We start from the raw sequence: 24,778 nt of genomic DNA on the forward strand, positions 1-24,778 counted from the left end.
GGGAGCCGAACCATGTTCCGACTGAGCCAGTACATGCGGGCCCTGGTGAATCCGGGGGGAGCGCCGCGCCGCGCGGCGGCGCCGCATCCGGCCTCCGCGCCGCTGGGGCCGGTGGTGATCTGGAACCTCGTGCGGCGCTGCAACCTGAGCTGCTTGCACTGCTATTCCTTCTCGGCCGACCACGACTTTCCGGGGGAGCTGAGCACCGCCGAGGTGTTCCGTGTGCTGGACGACCTGAAGGCGTTCCGGGTGCCGGTGCTGATCCTGTCGGGCGGCGAGCCGCTGATGCGCCGTGACATCTTCGAGATTTCCCGGCGTGCCAAGGCGATGGGCTTCTACGTCGGGCTGTCGTCCAACGGCACGCTGATCGACGAACAGCGCATCGGCGACATCGCGGCGACGGGGTACGACTACGTCGGCATCAGCCTGGACGGGCTGAAGGACCGGCATGATCGCTTCCGGCGGCGTGAGGGTGCGTTCGACCAGTCGCTGCACGGCATCCGGCTGTGCCGGGCCGAGGGCATCAAGGTCGGCATCCGGCTGACGCTGACGGAGGAGAACGCGGTGGACCTGCCGGCCCTGCTCGACCTCATGCTGGTCGAGGGGATCGACAAGTTCTACCTGTCGCACCTCAACTACGCCGGGCGGGGCAACACCAACCGGGAGCGCGACGCGCTGCACGCCACCACGCGGGATGCGATGGAACTGCTGTGCGAGACGGCGCTGGAGGACGCGCGCGCGGGGCGGGAGCGGGAGATCGTCACCGGCAACAACGATGCCGATGGCCTCTTCATGCTGCACTGGGTGCGCGCCAACCTGCCGGAGAAGGCGGGGGCGCTGGAGGCGATGCTGCGGCGCTGGGGCGGCAACGCGTCGGGTGTCCACATCGCCAACATCGACACGCAGGGCGACGTCCACCCCGACACCATGTGGGGCCACGACACGCTGGGCAACGTGCGCGCCCGGCCGTTCGGGGAGATCTGGGGCGACCTCTCCAACCCGCTGCTGGCGGCGCTGAACCAGCGGCCCCGGCCGGTGTCGGGGCGGTGCGCGGACTGCCGGTACCTGGAGATCTGCAACGGCAACACGCGGGTGCGCGCCTTCCAGACGACCGGCGATCCCTGGGCCGAGGACCCCGGCTGCTACCTGAGCGACGATGAGATCGGGCGCGCGAGCGCGGAGCTGTGCCATGCGTAACACCCTGTTCGCCGCGGCGCTGGCCGCGCTGCTTCCCGGCGCGGCCCTGGCCATGGAGGGGCCGGCCGCGACCTATGCCGAGCATTGCGCCGCCTGCCACGGCGGCGACCGGCTGGGCGCCATCGGGCCGGCGCTGCTGCCCGACAATCTGGGCCGGCTGAAGCCGGCGGAGGCGCAGAAGGTCATCGCCGAGGGGCGGGCGGCCACGCAGATGCCGGCCTTCGCCGGCACCCTGACGGAGGCGCAGATAAAGGACCTTGCCGGCTACGTCCTGAAGGCGCCACAGGTAGACCCGAAATGGGAGGCGGTCGACATCGCCGCCAGCCATGTCGTGCACAAGACGCGCGCCGAATTGCCGGCCAAGCCCGTGTTCGACGCCGACCCGCTGAACCTGTTCACGGTGGTGGAGGCGGGGGACCACCACGTCACCATCCTGGACGGCGACCGGTTCGAGCCGCTGGCGCGCTTCCCCAGCCGGTTCGCGCTGCACGGCGGGGTGAAGTACTCCCCCGACGGGCGGTTCGCCTACTTCGCTTCGCGCGACGGGTGGATCGCCGTCTACGACCTGTACAGCCTGCAGACCGTGGCGGAGGTGCGCGCGGGCATCAACACGCGCAACATCGCCGTGTCGGGTGACGGGCGTTTCGTGGCGGTGGGCAACACGCTGCCGCGCACGCTGGTCCTGCTGGACGCCCGCGACCTGAGCCTGATCAAGGTGATGCCGGTGGCGGCGGCGGACGGGCGCACGTCGCGCGTCAGCGCGGTGTACACCGCCCCCATGCGCAACAGCTTCGTCGTGGCGCTGAAGGACATCCCGGAGATCTGGGAGATCGCCACCAACGACGACGCGCCGCCGGTCTACACCGGCCTCGTCCACAGCTACGAGAAGGGGCAGGAGGAAGGCGTGCCGGCCCAGAAGGGCCTGTTCGCGCTGCGCCGGACGGAGTTGGCCGAGCCGCTGGACGACTTCTTCTTCAACCCGGACTACAGCGGCGTCATCGGGGCGGCGCGCGACGGAGCAAGCGGGCAGGTCGTCAACCTGGACGCCCGGCGCAAGGAGGCGAGCCTCGACCTGCCGGGCATGCCGCACCTGGGCTCCGGCATCTCGTGGATGCGCGATGGGCGGCGGGTGATGGCGACGCAGCACCTCAAGGGCTCCACCATCTCCGTCATCGACATGGGCGACTGGAAGACGGTGAAGCGGATCGACAGCCTGGGTCCCGGCTTCTTCCTGCGCAGCCATGAGAACGTCCGCACCGCCTGGGCCGACGCCATGCTGGGGCCGAAGAAGGACACCATGGCGATCCTCGACAAGGACACGCTGGAGATCGTGCGCACCATCACGCCGGAGCCCGGCAAGACCGCCGCGCACGTGGAGTTCACCCGCGACGGCCGCTTCGCGCTGGTCAGCGTGTGGGAGCAGGACGGCGCCCTGGTGATCTACGACGCGCGCACGTTTGCAGAGGTGAAGCGCCTGCCGATGAAGAAGCCGGTCGGCAAGTACAACGTCTTCAACAAGATCACCCTGTCCGAGGGGACGAGTCACTGATGGGCGTCGCCGTGGTGGACGATACGCGCGAGGACGGGTTCGCCGGCCTGCCGGGGAACTTGATGATGTGGATCCTCATCTTCAGCGAACTGGCGGTGTTCGGCGCCGCGTTCGTGGGGTTCGCGGTGGCGCGGACGCTGGATCCGGCGACCTTCGACGCCGGGCAGGCGCACCTGGACCGGCTGCTGGGCGGGCTCAACACGCTGGTGCTGGTGACCAGCGGCTATGTTGCGGCACTGGGCGTGGAGGCCGGGCGCCGGGGGCTGGGCGGCCGGGCGCGGCGGCTGTTCTGCGGGGCGGCGGTGGTGGGCTGCGTCTTCCTGGTGATCAAGATGATGGAGTATTCGGCGACGCTCAGCGCCGGGTACACCATCGACAGCGACGCCTTCTTCAGCCTGTACTTCATGCTGACCGGTTTCCACGCTTTGCACGTGGTGTTCGGCATCGGCCTGCTGCTGGTCGTGGCCTGGAAGAACAGCGTGGAGAACCTGGAGACGGGGGCCGCCTTCTGGCACATGGTCGACCTGATCTGGGTGATCCTCTACCCCATCGTCTACCTGATCCGTTGAGGGGGAGCTGCCGTGGTGAAGGGCATCAACCGCCTGACGCTGGCGTGGGTCGTGCTGCTGGCGCTGTCGGTCACCGCGCTGGTGGTCGGCGGGGCGGCGACGCAGGAGCCGCTGGGCGTGGCCGGCACGGCGGGCGTGCTGCTGACCGCGCTGTTCAAGGGGCGGGAAATCCTGCTGCATTACCTGGAGCTGAAGCACGCCGGGCGGGTCTGGCGGGTGGTGCTGACCGCCTACCTGGTGCTGATCGCGGCGCTGGTGTTGCTGGCCTACGCTGCCGAAAATCTGGGCTGGATCGGTACGACGCTGAACAAATAATTGGCAACTGATGCATTTTGTCACAGGCTGCCGACAGTCCATGCAAATCGATGCGAGATGATGGTAACACCATCAAGCTAGCATGCCTTGCCGAGTGGTGGCCGGACGCAACAATTCGCATTCGAAGGATTGGTCGGCGGTTGCCATCGGCACGGATTCAGCGGCCGGCAACTGTCCAATCGTGGGGTGTTCATGTCGCTCATCAGCTGGGACGACAAGTTTTCCGTCGGGATTCGCGAGTTCGACGACGCGCACAAGCGCTTGATGGATCTCCTGAACCAGCTGTGGGACGCCAACGAGGCCAGGCAGGGCGCGGACGTGATGGGCCGCATCCTGAACGAGCTGGTCAGCTACACCGCCAGCCATTTCGCCGATGAAGAGGCGCTGTTCCGCAAGTGGGACTATCCCGTCCTTCACCGGCACCATGAAATCCACGAGAATCTGAAGAACACCGCCATCCGCCTTCAGAAGAAGCTCGCGGAGGAGGGCTCCGACGTCATCTCCGACGAGGTGTTCGACTTCCTGCGCGACTGGCTGGTCAAGCACATCCTCGGCGAGGATATGCAGTACAAGACCTTCTTCAACAGCCTGGGCATCCACAGCCTGCGCGACCAGCCGGTGGCCGCCGTGCCGCCGTCGCGCAGCCCGCTGGCGGGTGCCGCGCTGGCGGTCGCGGCGGTCGCGGCCGGGGTGGCGGGGCTGGTGCTGGACGTGACGGGGTGGACGGCGGGGCTGGCGCTGAACGCCGGGAGCTTGGTGCTGTTCGCGGTCTTCGTCCTGCGCCAGCAGACGCGGTTGCACGGGCTGAACCGGGTGCTGGCGCGCATCGCGCTGGGCGACACGAAGGTGGACGTGCCGGAGGTGGCGGGCAGCGGCCCGGTTGGGCAACTGTCCGCCATGCTGCGCGTGCTGAAGACGAACATGAGCGAGGCGCGCCGTCAGGCGTCCGAGGCCGATTCCCTGATGCGCAAGGCCGAGCGGGAGCGCAAGCAGAAGCTGCTGGAGATGACCGACGGGCTGGAGCAGGCGGTGGCGGAATCGGTCAGCGAGATCATCGCCCGCGCCCGCCACATGCGCGAGAGCGCCGGGCGCATGCACGGCCAGTCCGACGACGTGCGCACGCGGTCCGACGCGGTGGCCACGGCGGCCGAGGGGGCGACCAGCAGCGTGCGCAGCGTCGCCGCCGAGGCCGACAACCTGTCCAGCGCCATCCGCGCCATCGAGGAGCAGGTGCAGCAGTCCAGCAGCATCGCCGCCGCCGCGGTGGAGGAGGCCGGGCGCACCGGCACCATCGTCCAGGCGCTGGCCGATTCCTCGGCCCGCATCAGCGAGGTGGTGCGCCTGATCCAGGACATCGCCAGCCAGACCAACCTGCTGGCGCTGAACGCCACCATCGAGGCGGCCCGCGCGGGCGAGGCGGGCAAGGGCTTCGCCGTCGTCGCGAACGAGGTGAAGAGCCTCGCCAACCAGACCGGCCGGGCGACGGAGGACATCAGCGGCCAGATCGGCGCCATCCAGGCGGCGGTGGACGAGGCGGTGACGGCGATCGGCGCCATCGGCAACACCATCGGCCAAATCCACACCATCGCCCAGGCGGTGACCGGCGCGGTGGTGGAGCAGAAGCAGGCGACCGGCGCCATCGCCCAGCGCGCCCAGGCCGCCGCCAGCGGCACCACGGAGGTGCTGACCAGCATCGGCGTCGTCTCCGCCACCTCGCGCGAGGCCGGCAGCATGTCGGCCCAGGTGCTGGACGACGCCAGCCAGGTGGCCGAGGAGGTGGAGCGGCTGCGCAGCCGGCTGGTGGAGACGCTGCGCGGCTCGGCCGCCGGCAACCGGCGCGAGTTCCCGCGCATCCCGGCCAACGTCGGCACCATCGTCGATGGGCGCGGCCAGCGCCACACCGGGCGCCTCGTGGACATCGGCATGGGCGGCGCCCTGCTGGCCGTGCAGATCGACGCCGCCAAGGGCGAGCGGCTGACCCTGGAGGTGGAGCGCGCGCCCGGCGCCTTCGCGGCGGAAGTGGTGGGCGTCAGCGCCAAGGGCACGCACGTCCGCTTCCTGCTGGATGGTGCGGCGCAGACGCGGCTGCGCAACCTGCTGGACCGCTTCGCCGGTGGCATGCAGCTTCTGCAGCACGGGTGAGGCGTGACTATCGGAAAATCATCGGATCACCTGCGGCTGGACGCCGCGTGGCGAAAGGCCTAGGGTCGCACGCGTTCTGATGATTTAGAGTCATGCCGTGGCCCAGCGCTGCGGCAGCGGACGTGTCGATGGTCGAGAGTTCACCACCCGGTTTCCCAACGCGCGCCGTCGGCGAGATCGCCACGCGCGAGCTTCTGTCCTGCCCGCCCGGCACCCCCATCGCCGAGGCGGCGCGGCGCATGGCGCAGTCGCACCACAGCTCCATCATCGTGGTTGAGGACGGGCGCGCCGTCGGCATCTGGACGGAGCGCGACGCGCTGTGCGTCGACTTCGCCAGCCCCGGCGGGTTCGACCGGCCGATCCGCGAGGTGATGACCAGCCCGGTGCGCACCATCGACGCCGACGCCTCCGTCTCGGAAGCGGGGATCGCGTTCCGCGACGCGCAGGTGCGCCATCTGCTGGTGGTGGACGCGGACGGCGCGCCGGTGGGCATGCTCAGCCAGACCGACGTGGTGCTGAACCACGGCGTGGAGCAGTACCTGACGTTGCGCGACGTGCGGTCGGTGATGTCGCGCTCCCCGGTGCTGCTGGCAGCGTCGCTGCCGCTGGCCGAGGCGGCCGGGCGACTGCGCGCGGAGGGGGTGGAGGCTGCGATCGTGCTGGGCGGCGAGGGGGAGGCCGAGCCCGGCATGCTGACCGAGCGCGACCTCGTCCGCCTGACGGCGGAGCGGCGGCTGGACGCCACCGCCGGGGCCGCCGCCAGCCGGCCGCTGGTCGCCGTGGCGGCGCGGGCGCCGCTGCTCAGCGCCCGCAACCTGTTCGCCAAGCACGGCATCCGCCATCTGGCGGTGCGCGGCGACGACGGCGCCTTCGTCGGCCTGCTGTCCTTCTCCGACATCCTGGCGACGCTGCAATACGAGTACATCGCCCAGCTCAACGCCACCCTGCGCGAGCGCGACGAGGCGCTGATCCGGTCGCACCAGGACCTGTTCCTGGCGCGCGCGGTGATCGAGGCGTCGCTGGAGGGGGTGATGATCGTCGATGCGCAGGGGCGCATCGAATACGTCAACCCGGCCTTCACGCGTCTGACCGGCTGGGGCGCCGACGAGGTGGTCGGGCGCAACCCCAACATCCTGCAGTCCGGGCGGCAGGACGAGGCGTTCTACGCCGCCCTCTGGGCCTCGCTGGCGGAAAAAGGGCACTGGCAGGGGGAGATCTGGAACCGCCGCAAGACCGGCGAGGTGTTCGCGGAGTGGCTGAGCATCAACGCCATCCGCGACGGGCAGGGCCGGCTGGTCAAGTACGCCGCCATCTTCAGCGACATCACCGAGCGCAAGCAGCACGAGGAGGAGGTGCGCAGCCTCGCCTACGTCGATGCGCTGACCGGCCTGCCGAACCGGCGGCTGCTCACCGACCGGCTGGCGCAGGCGATGGCGGCGGCGCACCGTCACGGCCGCGCGCTGGCGGTGATGTTCCTCGACCTCGACCTGTTCAAGCGGATCAACGACACCTTCGGCCATGACGCCGGCGACAAGGTGCTGACGGAGACGGCGGCCCGGCTGCGCGCCTGCGTGGGCGAGGGCGACACGGTGGCGCGCATCGGCGGCGACGAGTTCGTGCTGGTGCTGACCGACCTGGACGACCCGGCCGACGCCGGCAAGGTGGCGGAACGGACCATCGCCGCCGTCAAGGCGCCGCTGGACGTCGCGGGCCGCGCGGTGTTCGTGACCACCAGCATCGGCATCGCCGTCTATCCCAGTGACGCGGAAGGGGTGGACGACCTGCTGCGCTGCGCCGATTTGGCCATGTATCAGGCCAAGCAGGGCGGGCGGAACGGCTTCCAGGTCTACGCCCCGGCGCTGAACGCCCGCAGCCATGAGATGGTCACCGTCGAGAACCGCCTGCGCGGGGCGCTGGAGCGCGGCGAGTTCTCGCTGGCCTATCAGGTGAAGCTGGACCTCACCACCGGGCGCATGGCGGGGGCCGAGGCGCTGATCCGCTGGAACCATCCGGAGCACGGCGTCGTCCTGCCGGCCGATTTCCTGCCGACCGTCGAGCGCATGGGCCTGATGCCGGAACTGGGCGAGTGGGTGTTGCGCGAGGCGTGCCGGCAGAACCGGAGCTGGCAGGAGCGCGGCCTGCCGCCGATTCGCACGTCGGTCAACGTGTCGCCCTACCAGTTCCGCTCGGCCGAGCTGTCGGAGACGGTGAGCCGCGTGCTGGCCGAGACCGGGCTTGCCGCCATCCACTTGGAACTGGAGCTGACCGAGGCCGCCCTGGTCGACCACCCCGCGCGCGTGGCGCAGGCGGTGGAGCAGATGAACCGCCTGGGCGTGGTGGTCGCCATCGACGACTTCGGCACCCGGCATTCCTGCCTGGCGGCGTTGCGCACGCTGCCGATCCACGCGGTGAAGATCGACCGGACGTTCATCGCCGCCCTGGACGCCGACGACGGCAACGGTGGCGACGGCGTTGGGGGCCGCGACGCCGACCTGCTGCGGGCCATCGTCGCGCTGTGCCACGCGCTCGGCCTGAAGGCCATCGCCGAAGGGGTGGAGACGGTGCAGCAGGTGCGCGTGCTTCAGGAAGCCGGCTGCGATGAGATCCAAGGCTATCTGATCAGCCGCGCGGTTTCGCCCGCGGACCTGGAGAGCCTGTTCAACCGTAATCTGCTGCCGGTCACATGATCGCCCTCCCCCGCCTCCACTGGGAGGCGCTACGGCATGCACATTATCTTTTGGCGGAAGATAGCGCATTGATATAGCGAAGAAAAAAGCCCCTCTCCCTTGAGGGGAGAGGGGTTGGGGTGAGGGTGGTTACGGCCGGATGGCCGGAAAACAGAGTCTGTATCCCGGCTGCCGCCGGTAACGACCCCTCATCCCAACCCTTCTCCCTCAAGGGGAGAAGGGCTTTTTCAGCTTCCACCATGATGTGTGCATCACGTAGGGCCGGAGGGGTTTTGAAGGCTCAATTCGCGGCGAAGCAGTAGAAGTAGCCGGCGCCGCCGGTGCCGCGCAAGGCGTCCTGGCTGCAGCCGCCGCGCGACGGGTGGGACGAGTTCCAGGACTTGGCGGGCGGCTCCTCGTTCAGGCCCATGCGGTCGTGATGGCCGACCATCACCGCCCCCTCCGTGCTGCTGCGGGTCCAGTTGCCGCAGGTGCGGTCCTCCGATCCCGCGAAGGCGGTGCCGTCCGGCTGTGAGCCGGTGAGGATGTCGTGCTCGTTGGGGGAGTCGCCGCGGCCTTTGACGGGCTCGCCCTTCTCCGTCAGGGCCGTCTGCTTGTTCAGGTTGTTGGTTGCGTGCAGTTCCTCGACGGTGCGGGCGACGACCACGCCCTTGGCGTTCTGCCAGGGGCCGCGGCCGATGCGGTCGCGCGCGTTGACCGCGGGCTGGCCGCCCGCAGCCTGGGTGCTGAGGTAGGCGCGCCATGTGCGGTTGCCGGCGCCTGCGGCTTGCGCCAGCTGCTGGCAGTGGCGGTCGGCGCCCTCCAGCCCGCCGAGGTCGGCGCCCTTGCCGCTGCCGACGCTGGTGACGAAGAACGTCATCTCGCCGGCCGTGCCCTGCGCCTGCGCCCCGCTGCCGAAGCCCGCCGCCAGCGCCACGGCCAGCAGCGCACCGTGCATCACACTCTTCATGGTGGTCCTCCCGGAAAGTTCTTGTGCCAACCAGGATGAGACGCCGGACGCCGCCGGTCTATTCCGCAGTTCGGCCGACCGGTGCGGCCCGTCATCGCCGGCCGACGTCATCGCCGGACGACGTCATCGCCGGATCACGGCGGCGGCGGTCGCGAGGAAGGCGGCGAACACGATCAGCGCGTTCGCCGCATGTCCCCATTCCCACCGCTGCCGCAAGACCTCCCAGCCCTCCGGCTGGCGCGTCCAGTTCGCGGTTTCCTGGTTGGCCGGGAAGACCCAGAGGAAGAAGACCATCAGGCTCGCCAGTACCAGCAGGGCCGACGCGCCGGCCCAGCGTGCCGCGTGGGGATCCCGCCGGCGCTCGGCCAGGGCGAGCGCGCCGTTGGCGAGGGCGGCGGCGGCGATCGGGATTCCGAACAGCGCCCAGCCGGCGTAGATGCCCTGGACGATGAAATAGGCGTCGCGGTCCAGGCCGGTCTTGGCGGGAAGCTCGAAGAGGTGCGCCCCGCTCGGAACCAGGATGAGCGCCGTGAGGGCGAGCGCCAGCAGTCTCAACGCGACCATGAGCGTCCCTTCCGCCCATTCCGCCCACGCAGAAATGCCCCCCTCTCCCAGGGGGAGAGGGGAGGGAATACACGATGCGGTTGATCGGATCGGGTCCGAGGAATGCGGCTTACCGCTTCTGCGAGCCCTTCGACGGTTCGCTGACGTCCTGCACCGTCTGGCCGACCACGTCGTCGTCGCCCGTCTTGGTGGCGAGGTCGCCGATGGCCAGCACGCCGACCAGCCGCTTCTCGCGGCTCATCACCGGCAGGCGACGGATCTGCTTGGAGGACATGAGCTGCGCGGCCTCGCTGGAGTCCTGGTCCTCGAACACGTATTCGATGCTCGGCGACATGGCGTCGCTCACCTTGGCATTGGCATCCTTGCCGTCGGCGACGGCGCGGATGGCGATGTCGCGGTCGGTCAGCGTGCCCACCAGCCGGTCGTTCTCGCCGACCGGCAGGAAGCCGATGTCGGCGTCGCGCATCATGCGCGCGGCGTCCCGCAGCGAGGTATCAGGCGACACGATCTCGACCTGCTTGGTCATGATGTCCCGGATCTTCATTCGACTCTCCCTGGCAACGCGATGAACGGAAAGCGTGCGGCCAAGTAACCGATACACCTTTGGGAAGTTCCCAACCGATCAGGGTTTTCGGCCGGCGAAGTCGGTACTTCGTTCTTTCGTCGCGCCCAAATGCCCTGCGGGAACTTTTGCCGTGACGTGTGGGTTCATGGGCTGATGGGGGAACCACGGGTTCGGGCCTGCCCATCGCACCGCAATTCCAAGGGTGATGCGCCGATGAACCAGTGGCTGTTGTGGAGCCGCTTTGCCGCCATCAATCTGTTTGGCGCGGCGGGGCTGGCGCTTGCGTGGATCAACGGATGGATCAGCACGATCATCGAGGCGGATTCGAGCGGAATCTGCATCATGATCTTCGTGCTGTTCCTGATCGGTGTCGCCGCCACCGCGTGGCGGATCGAGAAGGTCACGGCCGAACTCGACTGCATCGAGCGCGGCGAGGGCGGCCGCCTGGAGGTCTACCGCCACGCGCTGACCCGCACCGGCGAGCCGGCCACGCGGTCTCTGGAACTGCGGCTGTTCGGCCGCATCACCTTCATCCGCCACATCGCCAACGCCCTGGTGATGCTGGGGCTGATCGGCACGGTGGTCGGCTTCGTCATGGCGCTGAAGGGGGTGAACGCCAGCAACGCCTCCGACAGCGGCTCCATCACCGCGCTGGTCGGCACCATGATCAACGGCATGGGCGTGGCGCTCTACACCACGCTGGTGGGTTCGGTGCTGAACCTTTGGCTGGGTGCCAACTACCAGCTTCTGGCCACCGGGACGGCCAATCTCGCGGCGGCGCTGATCGACGCCGCGCACGGACATGGACCCAGCGGCGGAACGACCGCCAGTCCGCCCACGCCGCTGCGCCCGCGGCCGGTGAACGGCTCCATCGCCTCACCGGGCGGGGCTGCCCATGTTTGATCCCTGGGGTGACGGAGACGACACCGGGACGGTGTTCCGCGACATGATCACCCTGGCGCTGGCGGGGTTCGTCTGCATGGTCCTGCTGATGCTGCCGCACATCAACCCCAAGGGAAAGGAAGGCACCGGCGTGGCCGACGCCGAGCCGCCCGGCAACGTCATCGTCGAGGCGCGCTGGGACGACAAGCTGCGCACCGACGTGGACCTGTGGGTGCAGGCACCGGGCGACGTGCCGGTGGGCTATTCCAACAAGTCGGGCCTGATCTTCAACCTGCTGCGCGACGACCTGGGCAGCTACGCCGACCCCACGGAAGTGAATTTCGAAACCTCGTTCAGCCGGGGCATCCCGCCGGGCGAGTACGCGGTCAACATCCACCTCTTCCGCAACCTGGAGAGCGCCTATCCGGTGTGGGTGCGGGTGGTGGCCCGCGTGAAGAAGGAAAACGAATCGGGTGCGGCAACCCTCGCCGCAACCCGCGTGCGTCTTGATCATGAGGGGCAGGAGGTCACCGCCTTCCGCTTCAAGCTGAACGAGCAGGGCGAACTCGTTCCGGGGAGCTTGAACGCGCTGCACAAACCATTGCGTTCAGCCAGGAATTAGCGCCATGCAAAGCCTGACCGTTCTGTTCGTCGCGTTTTCCATTCTCACGCTGCTCCTGGTGTGGGCGGCGCTGCGCTGGGCCCGCAACGCGCGGGCGCGGACCCTCATCCTCGCCCTCTTCGCGCTGATGCTGCCGGCGGCCTACGCGGCCCCGGCGTCGCTGCTGGGCAAGGCCAAGCCGGTGACGCTGGAGTGGCTGGGCAACAACGTCAAGGAAGCCCAGGTGCTGAGCGCCACCATGGTGGAGAACGAGGCCATCTACGTGACGCTCCTGTGGAGCGAGGCGCCCAACCTCTACCGCCTGCCGTGGAGCCAGCGGATGGCCGAGCAGCTGCAGGAGGCCATGCGCGAGGCACAGCGCAACGGCACCCGGCCGGTGATGCGCCTGCCCTTCGAGAAGTCGTGGGACGACCGCGAGCCGCGCTTCTATGCGCTGCCGCAGCCGAAGATGCCGGACAAGCCCTACCAGCACCAGGGACCGGGCGTGGAATTCCAGCATCCCGGCCAGCCCACCTGATCGGGCCGACCTGATCCTTGGCAGTGGACGGCGGCCCCCGCCGTCCACTACGTTCGGGGCCGCACCGACATCCAGCGGGGGGAGGCCCATGCCGTCGTTCGACATCGTGTCCAAGACCGAGCTTGCCGAAGTGGACAACGCGCTTGCCGGCGTGCGCCGGGAGATCGAGACGCGCTACGACTTCAAGGGTTCCAAGTGCACGGTGGAGCGGGTCGAGAACGACATCACCGTCAACGCCGACGACCAGACGAAGCTGGACCAGGTGCACGAGCTGCTGCGCGTGTACATGACCCGGCGCAAGCTGGACGCCAACTTCCTGGACTTCTCGGCCAAGGTGGAAAAGGCTGCCGGCGACACCGTGCGCCATGTCGTCAAGGTCCGCCAGGGCATCGCCCAGGACCTCGCCAAGCAGATCGTCAAGGCGATCAAGGACAGCAAGCTGAAGGTCCAGGTGTCGATCCAGGGCGACGAGCTGCGCGTCACCGGCAAGAAGCGCGACGACCTGCAGGACGCCATCCAGCACGTGCGCGGCCTGAAGATCGAACAGCCGCTGCAATATGTGAACTTCCGGGATTGATGACCGGCGTTGGGTTTTCGGCTGGCGCCTCGACCCAACGTCCGTGCGTTTCAGTGCAGCAGCCCGTCGGCTTCGCCGGTGCCCAGGCGCTTGCGCAGGATGTCGACCACGTCGGCGGCGTCCTTGTGGCCCAGGCTGCGGGACAGCAGAACCGAGCCCATCGACAGCAGGGTCAACCCGACCAGCACGCTGGAATGGCCGTCCTCGACCTTGCTCTCGATGAACTCCATGGCATCGCGGTGCAGGTCGTCGAGCGCGTCGCTCATCGGGTCGTCAATCATGGTCGTGCGTGTCCGCCGTCGCGTGGTCGGGCGCCAATGTCCGGCATCGGTGCGCACCCCGCCTTGACCGGCGTTAAGAACCGGGAGCAAGGCGGGAGCGGTTGCGAGTCGAAGGCATTCTCGCCGAACAGAGGGCCGTGTGCAATGCAGCGTCCCTGTTCAATTCGTCATAAATACAAGGTAACACGGGCGTAGGCCCCCTGGGAAGTTCTTGCCGGGCGGCGGCAGGATTTGCCGGGTCCTGCCGGCAGGGATTGCCGGACGGCGCGGCGTCAAGCCGTTGATTCCCGTCGCCGCCAGACAGGCATCGGGATTGCATGGGATCGGACAGGTCGCCATCCGTTCGAGACTCTGCCATGACGACTCTGATGAACACGGACGCCTTGCGGATCCAGCAGCCGCGCACCGACGAGGTGCGGGGCGGTGTGGGCAAGCCGCACGACTCCGTGGCGCAGAGCCTGCACTTCGCAGCCATGCTGGAGGCTTTGAACGACACCGGCGCGGCGTCGGCAGAGGGTGAGGGCCTGCCGCCCGCCGCGCCGGCGGGGCCGTCGCCGACCCGCCCCGCGCCGGACGCACAGCGGGTCGGCGCGCCGATGGCCTCGCTGATCGCACAGGGTGGCTTCGATGCGCTGGGCGACGATGCCGAATCGGTGCCGCAGCCCACGGCGGGGCTCAGCCCCGCGGCGCAGGAGGCGGGGCAGGTCGCGGCGGGGCAGGTTGCTGTTGCCGGCGACTTCCGCTGGATGGCCCACCTGATGGCGGCCCAGGGCTGAGTTCAGTCCAAATAATCGAATTGCCGCAGCAGCGGGCCTTGCAGGTCGATCACGAACTGCCGCGCCCGCTCGTCGAGCAGCGTTTCGAACAGCGGTGCCGTGGCGGGCGGCTCGCCGACGGCAGTCAGGCACGCGTCGATGTCGGACGGCGTGTCGCCGGCACCCAGGAAGCGCAGGACGGCGCCCAGGTGCGGGCGCGGATCGGCGTGCAGGTCTTCGGTGCGGACCTCGTGATAGCGCTCTGGCCGGCTGGCGCCGAAGACGAGGCAGGCGCGCGTCGCCTCCGACCAGCCGCGGGCGGCCGCCGCGACCAGATCGTACCACGCCGGGCTGCCGGGGGTGAGCGCCGGGTCGCCACCCTGGCTCAGGCGCTGGGCGACCGCAGAGGCGGTGGCCTCGCGCCCGTCGCGCACCACGTGCAGCACCTTGGCCTCCGGGAAGAGGATCTCCAGAAACTCCAGGCGCTGGGTGAGGATCGGCGTCTTCTCGCCCAGCAGGCGCTTCTCAGGAGGCAGGTCGAGCTTGGCCCAGGCCAGACCCATGGCCGTCTTCAGCAGATAGCGGAAGTCGCCGGTGGTGTAGCCGGTGTAGTGGCCCTGGCCGTGGTAGAGTGCTTCGTTGTTGGCGGCGAGGCGGTCGTTGTACTCGCCCAGCAGGTCCTTCAGCGGCGGGCCGAACCAGTCGGTGAAGTGGCCCTCGCCGGCGCAACGGATCTCCGGGTGCGCGTCCAGCATGCGCTGCACGCGGGTGCCGCCCGACTGCGGTGAGCCGACGACGAAGAAGATCTCGCGCTCGAACGCCGCCTTGAGGCGGTCCTCGATGTCTTTCAGGCTCTCGGGCTTTTTCATCTCGGTCATGGCCGCGACCATTCCACGGAGCGGGGCAGGGCGGCAAGGCTCACGTGCTGAGGAAGCGCTGCTCCGCGCCCTCCAGGGCGAGACACGTCAGGCGGCCGGTGGCGTAGGCGCCGGTGTCGATGCCGATGCGGTTGGCGCGCTGCTCCGGTTCCGGCGCGATGGTGTGGCCGTGCACCACGATCTTGCCGTGGTCGGCGGTGGAATTGAGGAAGTCGCGCCGGATCCACAGCAGGTCCTCCTCCCGCTGTTCGGCCAGCGGCACGCCGGGGCGGATGCCGGCATGCACGAACAGGTAGTCGCCGATCGTCACGTGCGTGCGCAGATCCTTGGTCAGGAAGGCCCGGTGCGCGGCCGGCAGGGCGGCGCGGAAGTGGGCCTGCGCCGCCGCCAGATGATCGGGATCGTTCGGGTCGGCCGGGGGCAGCACGCCGTAGCTGGCCACCGTCATGCCGCCGCCGATGTTGTCGGCGAACCACGTCGGGCCGATGCGCACGTCGTTCAGGAAGTCCAGCAGCGCCACCTCGTGGTTGCCCTTCAGGTGGATGGCGCCGAAACCCGGCGGCGGGCCGGCCAGCAGCCGTTCGACCACCAGGGCGGAGTCCGGCCCGCGGTCGACGTAGTCGCCGAGATAGATGATGTACTTGGCGAAGTCCGGGCGCCGCGCGGCGTCGTCGGCGATCTGCGCCAGCATCCGTTCCAGCAGGTCGGCGCGGCCGTGGATGTCGCCGACGGCGTAGACGAGATGCCGGTCCGGCACCCGCGGCGGTGCGCCGGCCGAGCCCTGCTGCGTCCTGCGTGCCCTCAACAGCCCGAAAACCACCCGCTCCTCGCTGCGTATCGTCCACCGCCGCCATTGTGCATGACTTAGGGCGATGGGCACGCAATTGCGAGTGGCCGCCGGTGCTCCCTTCAGTGATTGGCCACCAATCCGATGGAGGCACCCTCCAGCGCGGCGGCCAGCCCGTCGAGCGCCACCTCGACCGAGCGGCGCGTCAGGCCCGGCCAGTGGTAGACCTGGGTGGCGGAGCGCGGCTCGGCCGAGAACTCCAGGCGCAGGGTGCGGCCCTGCATCATGGCCGGCAGCAGCCGCCGCATCGGCGCACAGGCAACCCCGGCGCGGCGCTGCTCCTTCACGGCGGCGAAGCGGTTGAGCATCTCGTCGGCCGGTTCGATCCCCGGCATGGCGCCGCCGTGGGCGTCGGCCAGGAAGCGCGCGAACTCCACCGGCGCGTCACGCAGCGCCCACCCTTCGTCCAGCGCCTGGGCGAGCAGGGAGAGGTCGGCCGAGGTGTAGAACGCCTGCCGGGCGGCGCCGTCCACCGCCAGCGTCACCGGGCGGTCGAGGTCCACCGGGCCGTCGAACACCACGTGCAGCGTCGTGCAGGCGGCGTCGCGCACGAGGCTGACCACCACCTCGCCCCGGCCGCCGCGGTTGTTGGCGTAGCCCTGCACGGTGCTGGCGCTGCACCGGCGGGCCGGGCCGCTGCCGGTGCACTCCACGCTCCAGGGCTCCGCCGCCCCGGCGGGCGTCGTGGACAGGGACGCGGCGGCCAGAAGGCCGAACAGCACCGGGAAACCCCACCACCGAACCATGAGCCGAAGACCTTTCGCCGCAATCCCCGCCGATGCCGGTGGCGGGTTGTCGGGCACGATAGGGATCCGGAACTTTCGCCACCGTTAACGGGATCACACCGGGGCTGTGACCATTGCCCCATCGATCATCGCCCTGTCCTTCATTGCCGCCCTGTCCATCATTGCTCCGGCGGCCTATGCCGCCTGCGCCGTTCGGCCGCTTGAGCGGTAGGCGCCATGGGTCTAGGCTTTCACAAACGCACGCCGGGAAACTTCGGAGAGGGAAGAGACATCATGGATGGGAGCACGGGCTCCGCGGCCGAGGTGCGGCCGAACGACCTCGCCGCCTATTGGATGCCGTTCACCGCCAACCGCCAGTTCAAGGCCGCACCGCGCTTGCTGGTGGGGGCGGAGGGCATGCATTACACCTCGCACGACGGGCGCCGGGTGCTGGACGGCACGGCCGGCCTGTGGTGCTGCAACGCCGGCCACGCGCGGCCGAAGATCGTGCAGGCCGTGCAGCGGCAGATCGCCGAGTTGGACTACGCGCCGCCCTTCCAGATGGGCCACCCGCGCCAGTTCTCCCTGGCCAACCGCCTGACGCGGCTGATGCCGGGCGACCTGGACCACGTGTTCTACACCAACTCCGGCTCGGAATCGGTGGACACGGCGCTGAAGATCGCGCTGGCCTACCACCGGGCGCGCGGGGAGGGGAACCGCTTCCGCTTCATCGGGCGCGAGCGCGGCTACCACGGCGTCGGTTTCGGCGGGCTGTCGGTGGGCGGCATCGTCGGCAACCGCAAGGCCTTCGCCCCGGCCATGCTGCCGGGCGTCGACCACATGCCGCACACTTATAACCGGGAGAAACAGGCGTTCACGCGCGGCCAGCCGGAATGGGGCGCCCACCTTGCCGACGAGTTGGAGCGCATCGTGGCGCTGCACGACGCCTCCACCATCGCCGCGGTGATCGTCGAGCCGGTGGCAGGCTCCACCGGCGTGCTGCTGCCGCCCAAGGGCTATCTGGAGAAGCTGCGCGCCATCTGCGACAGGCACGGCATCCTGCTGATCTTCGACGAGGTGATCACCGGCTTCGGCCGCCTGGGCACCAGCTTCGCGGTGGAGCGCTTCGGCGTGGTGCCGGACATGGTGACGGTCGCCAAGGGCATCACCAACGGCGTGGTGCCGATGGGTGCCGTGTTCGTGCGCGGCGCCGTGCACGACGCGCTGATGACCGGGCCGGAGCACGTGATCGAGCTGTTCCACGGCTACACCTACTCCGGCCACCCGCTGGCCTGCGCCGCGGCCGAGGCGACGCTGGACACCTACGAGGAGGAGGGGCTGTTCGAGCGCGCCCGCGGCCTGGAGGAGTACTGGGCCGACGCGATCCACAGCCTGAAGGGCCTTCCGCACGTCATCGACCTGCGCAACATCGGCCTCGTGGGCGCCGTGGAGCTGGAGCCGCGGCCGGGCGAGCCGGGCAAGCGCGCCTACGAGGCGTTCGTGAAGGCGTACGAGAAGGGCATCCTTGTGCGCACCACCGGCGACATCATTGCGCTGTCGCCGCCGCTGATCATCGAGAAGGAGCACATCGACGAGCTGGTCGGAACGCTGGCGACGGTGCTGCGCGGGGTGGCGTAGGGACGTCGTTTTGCCCCCTCCCTAACCCTCCCCCGCTAAGGCGGTGGAGGGGACTGCCGCCGTTATACCCTCCACCGCAACGCGGGGGAGGGTGCCCGGAGCGCAAGCGAAGGGCGGGAGGGGGCAACCGCGACGCGGAGACCTATCCGTTCAGCGCCGCCATGATCGCACCCAGCAGCGGCTGGCCGGCGAAGGTGCCGGCGGCGAAGCCGACGAGCAGACCCAGAACCCCCATGGCCAGCGCGAGCCCCGTCCGCGACTTGGCCTTGCTGGACGGCGCACCGTTGCGGGGCGTGTCGTCGGCCTCGCCCTCCGGGGTGGGGCGCTGCGCGCCGGTGTAGGCGGCGTCGTTGTCGGCGTGCCAGGCGCGGATGCGTTCCAGCGCCGGCTTCAGGTCGGCCTCCGACGGGGCATGGCCGCGACCGCCGATGATCTCGGCCGCCAGCGCCAGGAAGCGGGCGGCGGTGCGCCCATCGGGGCTGAAGATGGTGACCGGCATGCGCCGGTAGGTCGCCTTCACCACGTCTACGTCGTAGGGGACGGCGGTGCGGAACATCAGGTTGGCATAGCCGGCGCGCAGCTGGGCCAGCGATTCCCGGCCGACCTCGTCGTTGGTGACCGACAGCATCAGGATGCCGGCGATGCCCAGGTTCGGGTTCATGCCCTTCTGGATGTGCTCGACCACCGACATGGTGCGCTGCAGCCCGTCCAGCGCGTAGCGGCCGGGGAACACCGGCACCACCAGCCGGTCCGACGCGGCCAGCGCGCCGGCCGCCAGATGGCCGAGTGCGGGCGGGCAGTCGATGACGATGTAGTCGGGCGGGTCGTTGGTGAAGTACAGCGCCTTGCGCAGGCCGCGCTGCGATCCGCCGCGCGGCTGGTCGAGCGCGTGTTCCAGCGAGTACAGCTTGCGCGCGCCGACGATCATCGACAGCCCGTCAAAGCTGGTGGGCGTCACCGCATCCTCGACGAACACCTCCTGGTTCAGCAGGTCGTGGATGCCGACCTTCGCCTTGCCGGTCAGCAGGAAGTTGCTGGTGGCGCTGCTCTGCGGATCGAAGTCGATGAGGACGACGCTTTTGCCCAAGGCAGCCAAGCTGATGGCGAGGTTGACCGCCGTGGTCGTCTTTCCGACGCCGCCCTTCTGGTTGTAGACCGACAGGATCGTGGGCTGCCGCGTCAGCGGCTGGTCGAAGACGTCGTCCTGGTCCTGCATCGCGGTTCCGTGTCGTCGTTGGTTCAGCCTGTGGGTGGGCAGCCTGCGGGGGTTCAGCCTGCGGGCGTTCCTTCCGCCTCGGCGAGCAGGCGCCTCTTGGTGCCGTCGTCGATACGGTTCCAGGGGACGCCGGTCAAGGCACCGTGCAGGCTCCACAGCATGTTGCGCGTCACCCGCTTCGGGTCCCGGTGCTTGAGGCGGCGGTAGGCGGCGACGGCACCGAGGGTGCGCAGCTCCTCCTCCGTCTCGATCCCGGCTTCGGCCAGCCACTGGGCGGACTTCGGCCCGATGCCGGGCATCAGGTGGATGGGGCGCGGCGCCATGGTGCCCCTACTTCCGCTCCCACACCTTGGATTCGATGTAGCGGCTGGCGAGGAAACGGTAGGTCATCTTCTGCAGCTGCTCGATCTGCTGCGAGCGTTCCACCGGCACGCCGTCCCAGGCCTGGAGCAGGTCCTCCCACTCGATCAGGCGGCCGCGCAGGTCGTCGCGGATCTTGCGGATGAAGGTGACGGTGGTCTGGAAGTCCTTCAGGGCGCCGACGATCTCGCCGGTCTGCGCATCGGCCTGGTCGAAGATCGAGTCGAACTCCCGCAGCGGCTTCTTGATCAGGCCCTGCATGCGCTGCAGCTCCGAACAGAAGGTGCGGTCGGTGCGGTAGATCTGCGTCATCTTCACCAGCGCGTCGCCGATGGCGCGGATGTGCTTGAAGCGGTCGCGCAGCGCCTCGATGTACGACAGCTCCTGCGTCAGGTCGTCGATGCGGTCGTTGATGTACTGCTCGGCGTTGGCGTCCTGGATGCCCAGCTTCTCGGCGATCTGCTTGAAGGCGGTCTTCAGGCGCTGCTTGGTCCCCGGGTCCTCGACGATCTGCTCCAGCTCTTCGAGATCGACGACGATCATCTCCGACCCGGTGATCCAGGACACGAGCTGCACCGTCAGGCGCCCGCGGGCGATCATGCGGTGCTTGTCCTCCACCGACCATGAGGCGGTACCGTCCAGCAGCTCGCCGGGGATCTTCTCGCCGGGGCGGATCTGCTTCACGTAGTGCAGGCCCTTGGCGACCGTTTCCAGAAGACGGGCGTCGTGGCTGTCCTCGGCGATCTGGAAGGATTCCTTCAGGGTGTTGAAGGGCAGCGCCGCCTTCAGGTCGCCCAGGAGGATGTTCAGCACCGGCTCCTTCGAGTTCGGCTCCACCGCGAAATAGGCGGCGGGGAGGCTGAACACCTTGTGCTGGAAATCGAAATGCGTCTCCCGCATCGGCGGGGCGTCGGCGTCCGGCTGGCTGGCCTGATCGGCGGCGGCGGCGATGTTGGACAGGTCGGTCATGAATCCGGCGGCCGTGGAGACGTCGATATCCGTACAGATAAACCACACCACGCGCAACGTCGTTGCGGTCGTGTGTCGCTGTTCCGGGTGCGAGGACCCAGGTTACAGCAGGTCGCGCAGCCGGAACCAGAGCATCGCGAGGACAAGCGCCGGCGTGCGCAAGCGCTGGCCGCCAGGGAAGGGCGTGTGCGGGATGCGGGCGAACAGGTCGAAGCGGCCGTCGGTGCCCGCCACCGCCTCGGCGATCAGGCGCCCGGCGAGGCCGGCCAGCGCCACCCCGTGCCCGGAATAGCCGTGCGCGAACAGGACGTTGGGCGTCAGCCGGCCGACCTGGGGCATGCGGTTCATGGTGATGGCGACCTTGCCGGACCAGGAATAGTCGACCGCCACGTCGCGAAGCTGCGGGAAGACGCGCTGCATCTTGAAGCGCAGCAGTTCCTTGCCGCCTGGCGTATCGCGCCCGGAATAGTTGGCGCCGCCGCCGAACAGCAGCCGGTGGTCGCTGGTGCGGCGGTAGTAGTCGAGCACGAAGTTCATGTCGGACACGGCCGCATTGTTGGGAAGCAGAGCCCGGGCGCGCTCCACCCCCAGCGGTTCGGTGACGATGATCTGCGTGGCGACGGGCATGATCATGCCCGTCATCTGCGGCACCAGTCCGCCCAGGTAGGCGTTGCCGGCCAGCACCAGGAAGCGCGCCTGCACCCGCCCACGCGCCGTCACCACCGCCGGCAGCAGGCCGGTTTCCAGCGACAGGGCACGCGAGCCTTCGAAGATCCGCACCCCGGCGGCGAGCCCCGCGTCGGCGAGGCCAAGCGCGTAGTTCAGCGGGTGAAGGTGGCCGCTGCCCTCGTCGTACAGCCCGCCGATGTAGCGTGGGCTGTCCACCATGGCGGCGACGCCGTCGCGGTCGAGCCGCCGCAGGTGCGGATAGCCGTAGGCGTCGCGCATCTCCCGCATGACCTCGTCCAGCTCGGCCATGTGACGCTCCTTGAGCGCCGCCAGGACGAAGCCGCGGGTCAGGTCGCAGCGGATGCCGTGCTTCTCCACCCGCTCGAAGAGCTGGGCGGTCGCTTCCTCCGCCAGCTGCCAGAGCAGGCGCGCGTCATCGCGGCCCATCCAGCGCTCGATCGTCGCCATCGGCTTGTTGTAGCCGGTGATGATCTGCCCGCCGTTGCGGCCGGAAGCGCCCCAGCCGACCCGCTCGGCCTCCAGCAGCACGACGTCCATCCCGCGCTCGGCCAGTTCGAGCGCGGCCGTCAGGCCGGTGTAGCCGCCGCCGACCACGCACACGTCGCAGCGGACCGTGCCCTCCAGGGGCGGGTGCGGAGGATGCGGGTTGGCGGTCGCGGCGTACCAGGAGGAGGCGTGGCGCCGGGACGTCATGCCCAGGGGATACGGGCGGGAGGCGCGGGCGTCAACGCCGGCTTGGGCATAACGGGGTTGCCGGACGGAGGCCCAGATGGAGGCCCGGATAGCGGTATTGCCCCTCTTCGCACTGGCGTCCGGACCCCGTTGCAACCCATATTGAAGGGAGAGCCCACATTCGGAGGCGTCCGCGCCCGTCGCGGACCGATTGTTTCATGCCGTTCATGGACGATTTCATCAAGAAGAACCGCATTACCGAGGTCGAGTGCCTGGTGCCCGACATGTCGGGGATCGCGCGGGGCAAGATCGTTCCGGCCGAGAAGTTCCTGCGCATCCTGCGCGACCGCGGCCTGCGCCTGCCCGAGGCGATCTTCGTGCAGACGGTGACCGGCGACTATCCGGACGACGAGGACGTCACCTCGGACGAGAACTCGGACATCTACATGATCCCGGACGAGCGGACGATCCGCTTCGTCCCCTGGTACGAGGAACCGACCGCCCAGGTCATCACCGACTGCGTCTACGCCGACGGCTTGCCGGTGGACTTCTCGCCGCGCCACGTGCTGAAGCGCATCCTGGCGCTGTACGAGGAGCGCGGCTGGAAGCCGGTGGTGGCACCGGAGCTGGAGTTCTTCCTGGTCCAGGTGAACAAGGACCCCGACTACCCGCTGCTGCCGCCGGTGGGGCGCAATGGCCGGGTGGAGAGCGGGCGGCAGGCCTTCGGCATCGACGCAGTCAACGAGTTCGATCCCGTCTTCGAGGATGTCTACGACTACTGCGAGGCGCAGGACATCGACATCGACACCCTGACGCACGAGGCGGGTGCCGCGCAGATCGAGATCAACTTCAACCATGGCGACGCGCTGGAACTGGCCGACCAGGCGTTCCTGTTCAAGCGCACGGCGCGCGAGGCGGCGATGCGCCACCACATCTACGCCACCTTCATGGCCAAGCCCATGCAGAACGAGCCGGGCAGCGCCATGCACATCCACCAGTCGGTGGTGGACACGGAGACGGGACGCAACCTGTTCTCCAACCCCGACGGCACCGACAGCGCGCTGTTCATGGCGCACGTGGCGGGCCTGCAGAAGTTCCTGCCCTACGTGATGCCGCTGCTGGCGCCCAACGTGAACTCCTACCGCCGGCTGGTGCCGAACTCGGACGCGCCGATCAACGTGCACTGGGGCCGCGACAACCGCACCACGGGCCTGCGCGTGCCGGTGTCGGCGCCGGATTCGCGCCGGGTGGAGAACCGCGTGGCCGGCGCCGACGCCAACCCCTACCTCGCCATCGCGGCGTCGCTGGCCTGCGGGTATCTGGGCATGGTGCAGGGGCTGGAACCGAACGACCCGGTGAAGGGCTCCGCCTACCGCCTGGCGTTCACGCTGCCCCGCCACCAGAGCGACGCGCTGGCCAAGTTCAACGGCTGCAAGCCGGTGAGGGAGGTCTTCGGCGAGAAGTTCATCGCCGCCTTCACCTGCGTGAAGGAGGCGGAGTACGAGGCCTACCAGCGCGTCATCAGCTCGTGGGAGCGCGAGAACCTGCTGCTGAACGTGTAGGATGCGGGGTATGAGCCGCCTTCCCGACGACACCCCGATCGGCCGTCTGCTGCGCGAGCGTGCCGAAACGCGCCGTCGCGAGGCGGCGCGGCGGGCGTTGGCGGCGCTGGAAGCGCTGGACGGCGCCGGCGTGCCGGCGGTCGTCGTCGGGTCGCTGGCGCGTGGGCGCTTCCTGGGCCACTCCGACGTCGACCTGTTCGTCGAGGACCGGCGCGGTCTGGCGCCGGAAGCGGTCATCGCCATCGTCGAGCGGGCGATGGAGGATTTCCCGTTCGACGTCCTGTTCGCCGACCGGGTGTCCGACGCCGACCGCCCCTTCATCCTGGAAAGGACGCTGCGTGCAGCCGATCTTCGCCCGTCTCGCGCATCAGCTTGAAAAAGCCGAGCAGGAGTTTGTGCGCATCGAGGAGGCCGTGCGGCTGTTCGCCGGCATGGAGCGGACGCTCGCTGCCGATTGGGCGCGGCGCACAAGCGTCGCGGGCGGCATCGAAGGCGTGTTCTCGGGCCTGGAAGGGATCCTCAAGGGGATCGCCGAGGACATCGACGGGCACGTGCCGCAGGGCGGCGCGTGGTATGCGAAGCTCCTGGAGGTGATGACGCTCGACATCGGCGGCGTGCGGCCAGCGGTCATCGGCGCCGAGACCCGCGCGTTGCTCGACGACCTGCGCCGGTTCCGGCATGCGGTGCGCAGCCACTACGGCATCGATCTGCGCGACCCCGATATCGACGACAACCTGGAGCGTCTGCGCCGGGTGCTGCCGCTGTTCCGCCGGGACTTCGAGGCGTTCGCCGCCGCCATGGGTGGGATGTAGCCGCCGTCCACCGCCCCCTTCCCGTTGACAAGCCGTTCGTACCCCGTCTTCATACCTGCGGCGTCGGGAACGCCCGCGGCGCAGGACGTGCGGCCGCGCCAATGCAGAACAGTCGGGGGCCTTCATGAAGAAACGACTCGCGCTCAGCGCCCTGGCCGCCATCGCCGCCGTCGCGGTGTCCGGCGCCGCGCACGCCCAGGCCAAGAAGCCGCTCAACATCTACATCTGGAACGACTAC

At 69.1% G+C, this 24,778-nt stretch carries 26 protein-coding genes; 15 read left to right on the forward strand and 11 right to left on the reverse strand.

The window, feature by feature from the left end; translation table 11 throughout:
• Positions 1 to 12 precede the first annotated feature (12 nt).
• The 6 genes from nirJ to VED21_RS06870 all read left to right on the forward strand — a co-directional run bounded on the left by nirJ (position 13) and on the right by VED21_RS06870 (position 8,459).
• Complete coding sequence (gene nirJ, locus VED21_RS06845; protein WP_324881578.1) at positions 13 to 1,197, forward strand: heme d1 biosynthesis radical SAM protein NirJ; 1,185 nt, start codon at positions 13 to 15, stop codon at positions 1,195 to 1,197.
• Complete coding sequence (locus tag VED21_RS06850; RefSeq protein WP_324881579.1) at positions 1,190 to 2,746, forward strand: cytochrome D1 domain-containing protein; 1,557 nt, start codon at positions 1,190 to 1,192, stop codon at positions 2,744 to 2,746. Before nirJ ends, VED21_RS06850 begins: the two co-directional genes overlap by 8 nt.
• Positions 2,746 to 3,315 (forward strand): cytochrome c oxidase subunit 3, encoded by a 570-nt coding sequence (locus VED21_RS06855; RefSeq protein ID WP_324881580.1) that lies wholly within the window; start codon positions 2,746 to 2,748, stop codon positions 3,313 to 3,315. Before VED21_RS06850 ends, VED21_RS06855 begins: the two co-directional genes overlap by 1 nt.
• A 15-nt stretch (positions 3,316 to 3,330) precedes the next feature.
• Positions 3,331 to 3,630 carry a cytochrome C oxidase subunit IV family protein gene (locus VED21_RS06860; RefSeq protein ID WP_324881581.1) on the forward strand — a complete coding sequence of 100 codons (300 nt, stop codon included), beginning with the start codon at positions 3,331 to 3,333 and terminating at the stop codon, positions 3,628 to 3,630.
• A gap of 192 nt (positions 3,631 to 3,822) precedes the next feature.
• Entirely contained in the window at positions 3,823 to 5,772 is a 1,950-nt protein-coding gene (locus VED21_RS06865; protein WP_324881582.1) for a bacteriohemerythrin, read from the forward strand.
• Positions 5,773 to 5,864: 92 nt separating this feature from the next.
• Positions 5,865 to 8,459 carry an EAL domain-containing protein gene (locus VED21_RS06870; RefSeq protein ID WP_324881583.1) on the forward strand — a complete coding sequence of 865 codons (2,595 nt, stop codon included), beginning with the start codon at positions 5,865 to 5,867 and terminating at the stop codon, positions 8,457 to 8,459.
• Between the two features lie 280 nt (positions 8,460 to 8,739).
• On the opposite strand, the gene VED21_RS06875 is transcribed toward VED21_RS06870, so the two are convergent.
• The 3 genes from VED21_RS06875 to VED21_RS06885 form a co-directional block, all read right to left on the reverse strand.
• Positions 8,740 to 9,408, reverse strand: a complete 669-nt coding sequence (locus tag VED21_RS06875; protein ID WP_324881584.1) for a hypothetical protein — start codon at positions 9,406 to 9,408, stop codon at positions 8,740 to 8,742.
• Positions 9,409 to 9,531: 123 nt separating this feature from the next.
• Positions 9,532 to 9,972: a hypothetical protein gene (locus tag VED21_RS06880; RefSeq protein ID WP_324881585.1), complete on the reverse strand. Its 441-nt coding sequence runs from the start codon at positions 9,970 to 9,972 to the stop codon at positions 9,532 to 9,534.
• A 109-nt stretch (positions 9,973 to 10,081) separates the two neighbouring features.
• Entirely contained in the window at positions 10,082 to 10,516 is a 435-nt protein-coding gene (locus tag VED21_RS06885) for a CBS domain-containing protein (protein WP_324881586.1), read from the reverse strand.
• A 234-nt stretch (positions 10,517 to 10,750) separates the two neighbouring features.
• On the opposite strand from VED21_RS06885, the gene VED21_RS06890 reads away from it, so the two are divergent.
• From VED21_RS06890 to VED21_RS06905, 4 genes are all read left to right on the forward strand, one after another.
• Positions 10,751 to 11,440, forward strand: a complete 690-nt coding sequence (locus tag VED21_RS06890) for a MotA/TolQ/ExbB proton channel family protein (RefSeq protein WP_324881587.1) — start codon at positions 10,751 to 10,753, stop codon at positions 11,438 to 11,440.
• Positions 11,433 to 12,041, forward strand: a complete 609-nt coding sequence (locus VED21_RS06895; protein ID WP_324881588.1) for a hypothetical protein — start codon at positions 11,433 to 11,435, stop codon at positions 12,039 to 12,041. The genes VED21_RS06890 and VED21_RS06895 overlap by 8 nt, the downstream gene beginning before the upstream one ends.
• 4 nt (positions 12,042 to 12,045) lie before the next feature.
• A complete protein-coding gene (locus tag VED21_RS06900) occupies positions 12,046 to 12,558 on the forward strand; it encodes a hypothetical protein (RefSeq protein ID WP_324881589.1) in 513 nt (170 codons plus the stop codon).
• A gap of 88 nt (positions 12,559 to 12,646) precedes the next feature.
• Positions 12,647 to 13,135 (forward strand): YajQ family cyclic di-GMP-binding protein, encoded by a 489-nt coding sequence (locus VED21_RS06905; RefSeq protein ID WP_324881590.1) that lies wholly within the window; start codon positions 12,647 to 12,649, stop codon positions 13,133 to 13,135.
• A gap of 50 nt (positions 13,136 to 13,185) precedes the next feature.
• On the opposite strand, the gene VED21_RS06910 is transcribed toward VED21_RS06905, so the two are convergent.
• On the reverse strand, positions 13,186 to 13,416 hold the full coding sequence (locus tag VED21_RS06910; RefSeq protein WP_324881591.1) for a hypothetical protein: 231 nt from the start codon (positions 13,414 to 13,416) through the stop codon (positions 13,186 to 13,188).
• A gap of 356 nt (positions 13,417 to 13,772) precedes the next feature.
• On the opposite strand from VED21_RS06910, the gene VED21_RS06915 reads away from it, so the two are divergent.
• Positions 13,773 to 14,192, forward strand: coding sequence for a hypothetical protein (locus VED21_RS06915; protein WP_324881592.1), 420 nt, complete (start codon positions 13,773 to 13,775; stop codon positions 14,190 to 14,192).
• A 2-nt stretch (positions 14,193 to 14,194) separates the two neighbouring features.
• Here the strand turns inward: VED21_RS06915 and VED21_RS06920 are convergent, their stop codons facing one another.
• The 3 genes from VED21_RS06920 to VED21_RS06930 form a co-directional block, all read right to left on the reverse strand.
• Positions 14,195 to 15,049 (reverse strand): sulfotransferase, encoded by an 855-nt coding sequence (locus tag VED21_RS06920; RefSeq protein WP_324881593.1) that lies wholly within the window; start codon positions 15,047 to 15,049, stop codon positions 14,195 to 14,197.
• 40 nt (positions 15,050 to 15,089) lie between these two features.
• On the reverse strand, positions 15,090 to 15,854 hold the full coding sequence (locus VED21_RS06925) for a metallophosphoesterase family protein (RefSeq protein WP_324881595.1): 765 nt from the start codon (positions 15,852 to 15,854) through the stop codon (positions 15,090 to 15,092).
• A 104-nt stretch (positions 15,855 to 15,958) separates the two neighbouring features.
• Complete coding sequence (locus VED21_RS06930) at positions 15,959 to 16,642, reverse strand: hypothetical protein (RefSeq protein WP_324881596.1); 684 nt, start codon at positions 16,640 to 16,642, stop codon at positions 15,959 to 15,961.
• A 273-nt stretch (positions 16,643 to 16,915) separates the two neighbouring features.
• On the opposite strand from VED21_RS06930, the gene VED21_RS06935 reads away from it, so the two are divergent.
• Complete coding sequence (locus tag VED21_RS06935) at positions 16,916 to 18,259, forward strand: aspartate aminotransferase family protein (protein WP_324881597.1); 1,344 nt, start codon at positions 16,916 to 16,918, stop codon at positions 18,257 to 18,259.
• Positions 18,260 to 18,401: 142 nt separating this feature from the next.
• Here VED21_RS06935 and VED21_RS06940 read toward each other — a convergent pair whose 3' ends face one another.
• The 4 genes from VED21_RS06940 to VED21_RS06955 form a co-directional block, all read right to left on the reverse strand.
• Positions 18,402 to 19,475: a ParA family protein gene (locus tag VED21_RS06940; RefSeq protein ID WP_324881598.1), complete on the reverse strand. Its 1,074-nt coding sequence runs from the start codon at positions 19,473 to 19,475 to the stop codon at positions 18,402 to 18,404.
• A 53-nt stretch (positions 19,476 to 19,528) separates the two neighbouring features.
• Positions 19,529 to 19,798: a TfoX/Sxy family protein gene (locus VED21_RS06945; protein ID WP_324881599.1), complete on the reverse strand. Its 270-nt coding sequence runs from the start codon at positions 19,796 to 19,798 to the stop codon at positions 19,529 to 19,531.
• 7 nt (positions 19,799 to 19,805) lie between these two features.
• Entirely contained in the window at positions 19,806 to 20,804 is a 999-nt protein-coding gene (locus tag VED21_RS06950) for a hypothetical protein (protein ID WP_324881600.1), read from the reverse strand.
• Between the two features lie 102 nt (positions 20,805 to 20,906).
• Positions 20,907 to 22,187: an FAD-binding oxidoreductase gene (locus VED21_RS06955; RefSeq protein WP_324881601.1), complete on the reverse strand. Its 1,281-nt coding sequence runs from the start codon at positions 22,185 to 22,187 to the stop codon at positions 20,907 to 20,909.
• A gap of 197 nt (positions 22,188 to 22,384) precedes the next feature.
• Between VED21_RS06955 and VED21_RS06960 the strand changes: the two genes are divergently transcribed.
• Genes VED21_RS06960 through VED21_RS06970 form a run of 3 tightly spaced genes read left to right on the forward strand, consistent with a single transcriptional unit; the run spans position 22,385 to position 24,540 of the window.
• Positions 22,385 to 23,728, forward strand: a complete 1,344-nt coding sequence (locus VED21_RS06960) for a glutamine synthetase family protein (RefSeq protein WP_324881602.1) — start codon at positions 22,385 to 22,387, stop codon at positions 23,726 to 23,728.
• A 10-nt stretch (positions 23,729 to 23,738) separates the two neighbouring features.
• Entirely contained in the window at positions 23,739 to 24,104 is a 366-nt protein-coding gene (locus VED21_RS06965) for a nucleotidyltransferase domain-containing protein (protein WP_324881603.1), read from the forward strand.
• Positions 24,067 to 24,540 (forward strand): hypothetical protein, encoded by a 474-nt coding sequence (locus VED21_RS06970; protein WP_324881604.1) that lies wholly within the window; start codon positions 24,067 to 24,069, stop codon positions 24,538 to 24,540. Before VED21_RS06965 ends, VED21_RS06970 begins: the two co-directional genes overlap by 38 nt.
• Positions 24,541 to 24,778: the final 238 nt, after the last annotated feature.

Origin of the sequence: Azospirillum sp. (assembly GCF_035627195.1) — a bacterium.
Taxonomy (GTDB): Bacteria; Pseudomonadota; Alphaproteobacteria; order Azospirillales; family Azospirillaceae; genus Azospirillum.

Bases quoted from the DNA above. Each gene is read 5' to 3' on its own strand.
- nirJ (WP_324881578.1), top strand. From the start codon at position 13: ATGTTCCGACTGAGCCAGTACATGCGGGCCCTGGTGAATCCGGGGGGA.
- VED21_RS06850 (WP_324881579.1), top strand. From the start codon at position 1,190: ATGCGTAACACCCTGTTCGCCGCGGCGCTGGCCGCGCTGCTTCCCGGC.
- VED21_RS06855 (WP_324881580.1), top strand. From the start codon at position 2,746: ATGGGCGTCGCCGTGGTGGACGATACGCGCGAGGACGGGTTCGCCGGC.
- VED21_RS06865 (WP_324881582.1), top strand. From the start codon at position 3,823: ATGTCGCTCATCAGCTGGGACGACAAGTTTTCCGTCGGGATTCGCGAG.
- VED21_RS06870 (WP_324881583.1), top strand. From the start codon at position 5,865: ATGCCGTGGCCCAGCGCTGCGGCAGCGGACGTGTCGATGGTCGAGAGT.
- VED21_RS06875 (WP_324881584.1), bottom strand. From the start codon at position 9,408: ATGAAGAGTGTGATGCACGGTGCGCTGCTGGCCGTGGCGCTGGCGGCG.
- VED21_RS06880 (WP_324881585.1), bottom strand. From the start codon at position 9,972: ATGGTCGCGTTGAGACTGCTGGCGCTCGCCCTCACGGCGCTCATCCTG.
- VED21_RS06885 (WP_324881586.1), bottom strand. From the start codon at position 10,516: ATGAAGATCCGGGACATCATGACCAAGCAGGTCGAGATCGTGTCGCCT.
- VED21_RS06890 (WP_324881587.1), top strand. From the start codon at position 10,751: ATGAACCAGTGGCTGTTGTGGAGCCGCTTTGCCGCCATCAATCTGTTT.
- VED21_RS06895 (WP_324881588.1), top strand. From the start codon at position 11,433: ATGTTTGATCCCTGGGGTGACGGAGACGACACCGGGACGGTGTTCCGC.
- VED21_RS06900 (WP_324881589.1), top strand. From the start codon at position 12,046: ATGCAAAGCCTGACCGTTCTGTTCGTCGCGTTTTCCATTCTCACGCTG.
- VED21_RS06905 (WP_324881590.1), top strand. From the start codon at position 12,647: ATGCCGTCGTTCGACATCGTGTCCAAGACCGAGCTTGCCGAAGTGGAC.
- VED21_RS06910 (WP_324881591.1), bottom strand. From the start codon at position 13,416: ATGATTGACGACCCGATGAGCGACGCGCTCGACGACCTGCACCGCGAT.
- VED21_RS06915 (WP_324881592.1), top strand. From the start codon at position 13,773: ATGACGACTCTGATGAACACGGACGCCTTGCGGATCCAGCAGCCGCGC.
- VED21_RS06920 (WP_324881593.1), bottom strand. From the start codon at position 15,049: ATGACCGAGATGAAAAAGCCCGAGAGCCTGAAAGACATCGAGGACCGC.
- VED21_RS06930 (WP_324881596.1), bottom strand. From the start codon at position 16,642: ATGGTTCGGTGGTGGGGTTTCCCGGTGCTGTTCGGCCTTCTGGCCGCC.
- VED21_RS06935 (WP_324881597.1), top strand. From the start codon at position 16,916: ATGGATGGGAGCACGGGCTCCGCGGCCGAGGTGCGGCCGAACGACCTC.
- VED21_RS06940 (WP_324881598.1), bottom strand. From the start codon at position 19,475: ATGCAGGACCAGGACGACGTCTTCGACCAGCCGCTGACGCGGCAGCCC.
- VED21_RS06945 (WP_324881599.1), bottom strand. From the start codon at position 19,798: ATGGCGCCGCGCCCCATCCACCTGATGCCCGGCATCGGGCCGAAGTCC.
- VED21_RS06950 (WP_324881600.1), bottom strand. From the start codon at position 20,804: ATGACCGACCTGTCCAACATCGCCGCCGCCGCCGATCAGGCCAGCCAG.
- VED21_RS06955 (WP_324881601.1), bottom strand. From the start codon at position 22,187: ATGACGTCCCGGCGCCACGCCTCCTCCTGGTACGCCGCGACCGCCAAC.
- VED21_RS06960 (WP_324881602.1), top strand. From the start codon at position 22,385: ATGCCGTTCATGGACGATTTCATCAAGAAGAACCGCATTACCGAGGTC.
- VED21_RS06965 (WP_324881603.1), top strand. From the start codon at position 23,739: ATGAGCCGCCTTCCCGACGACACCCCGATCGGCCGTCTGCTGCGCGAG.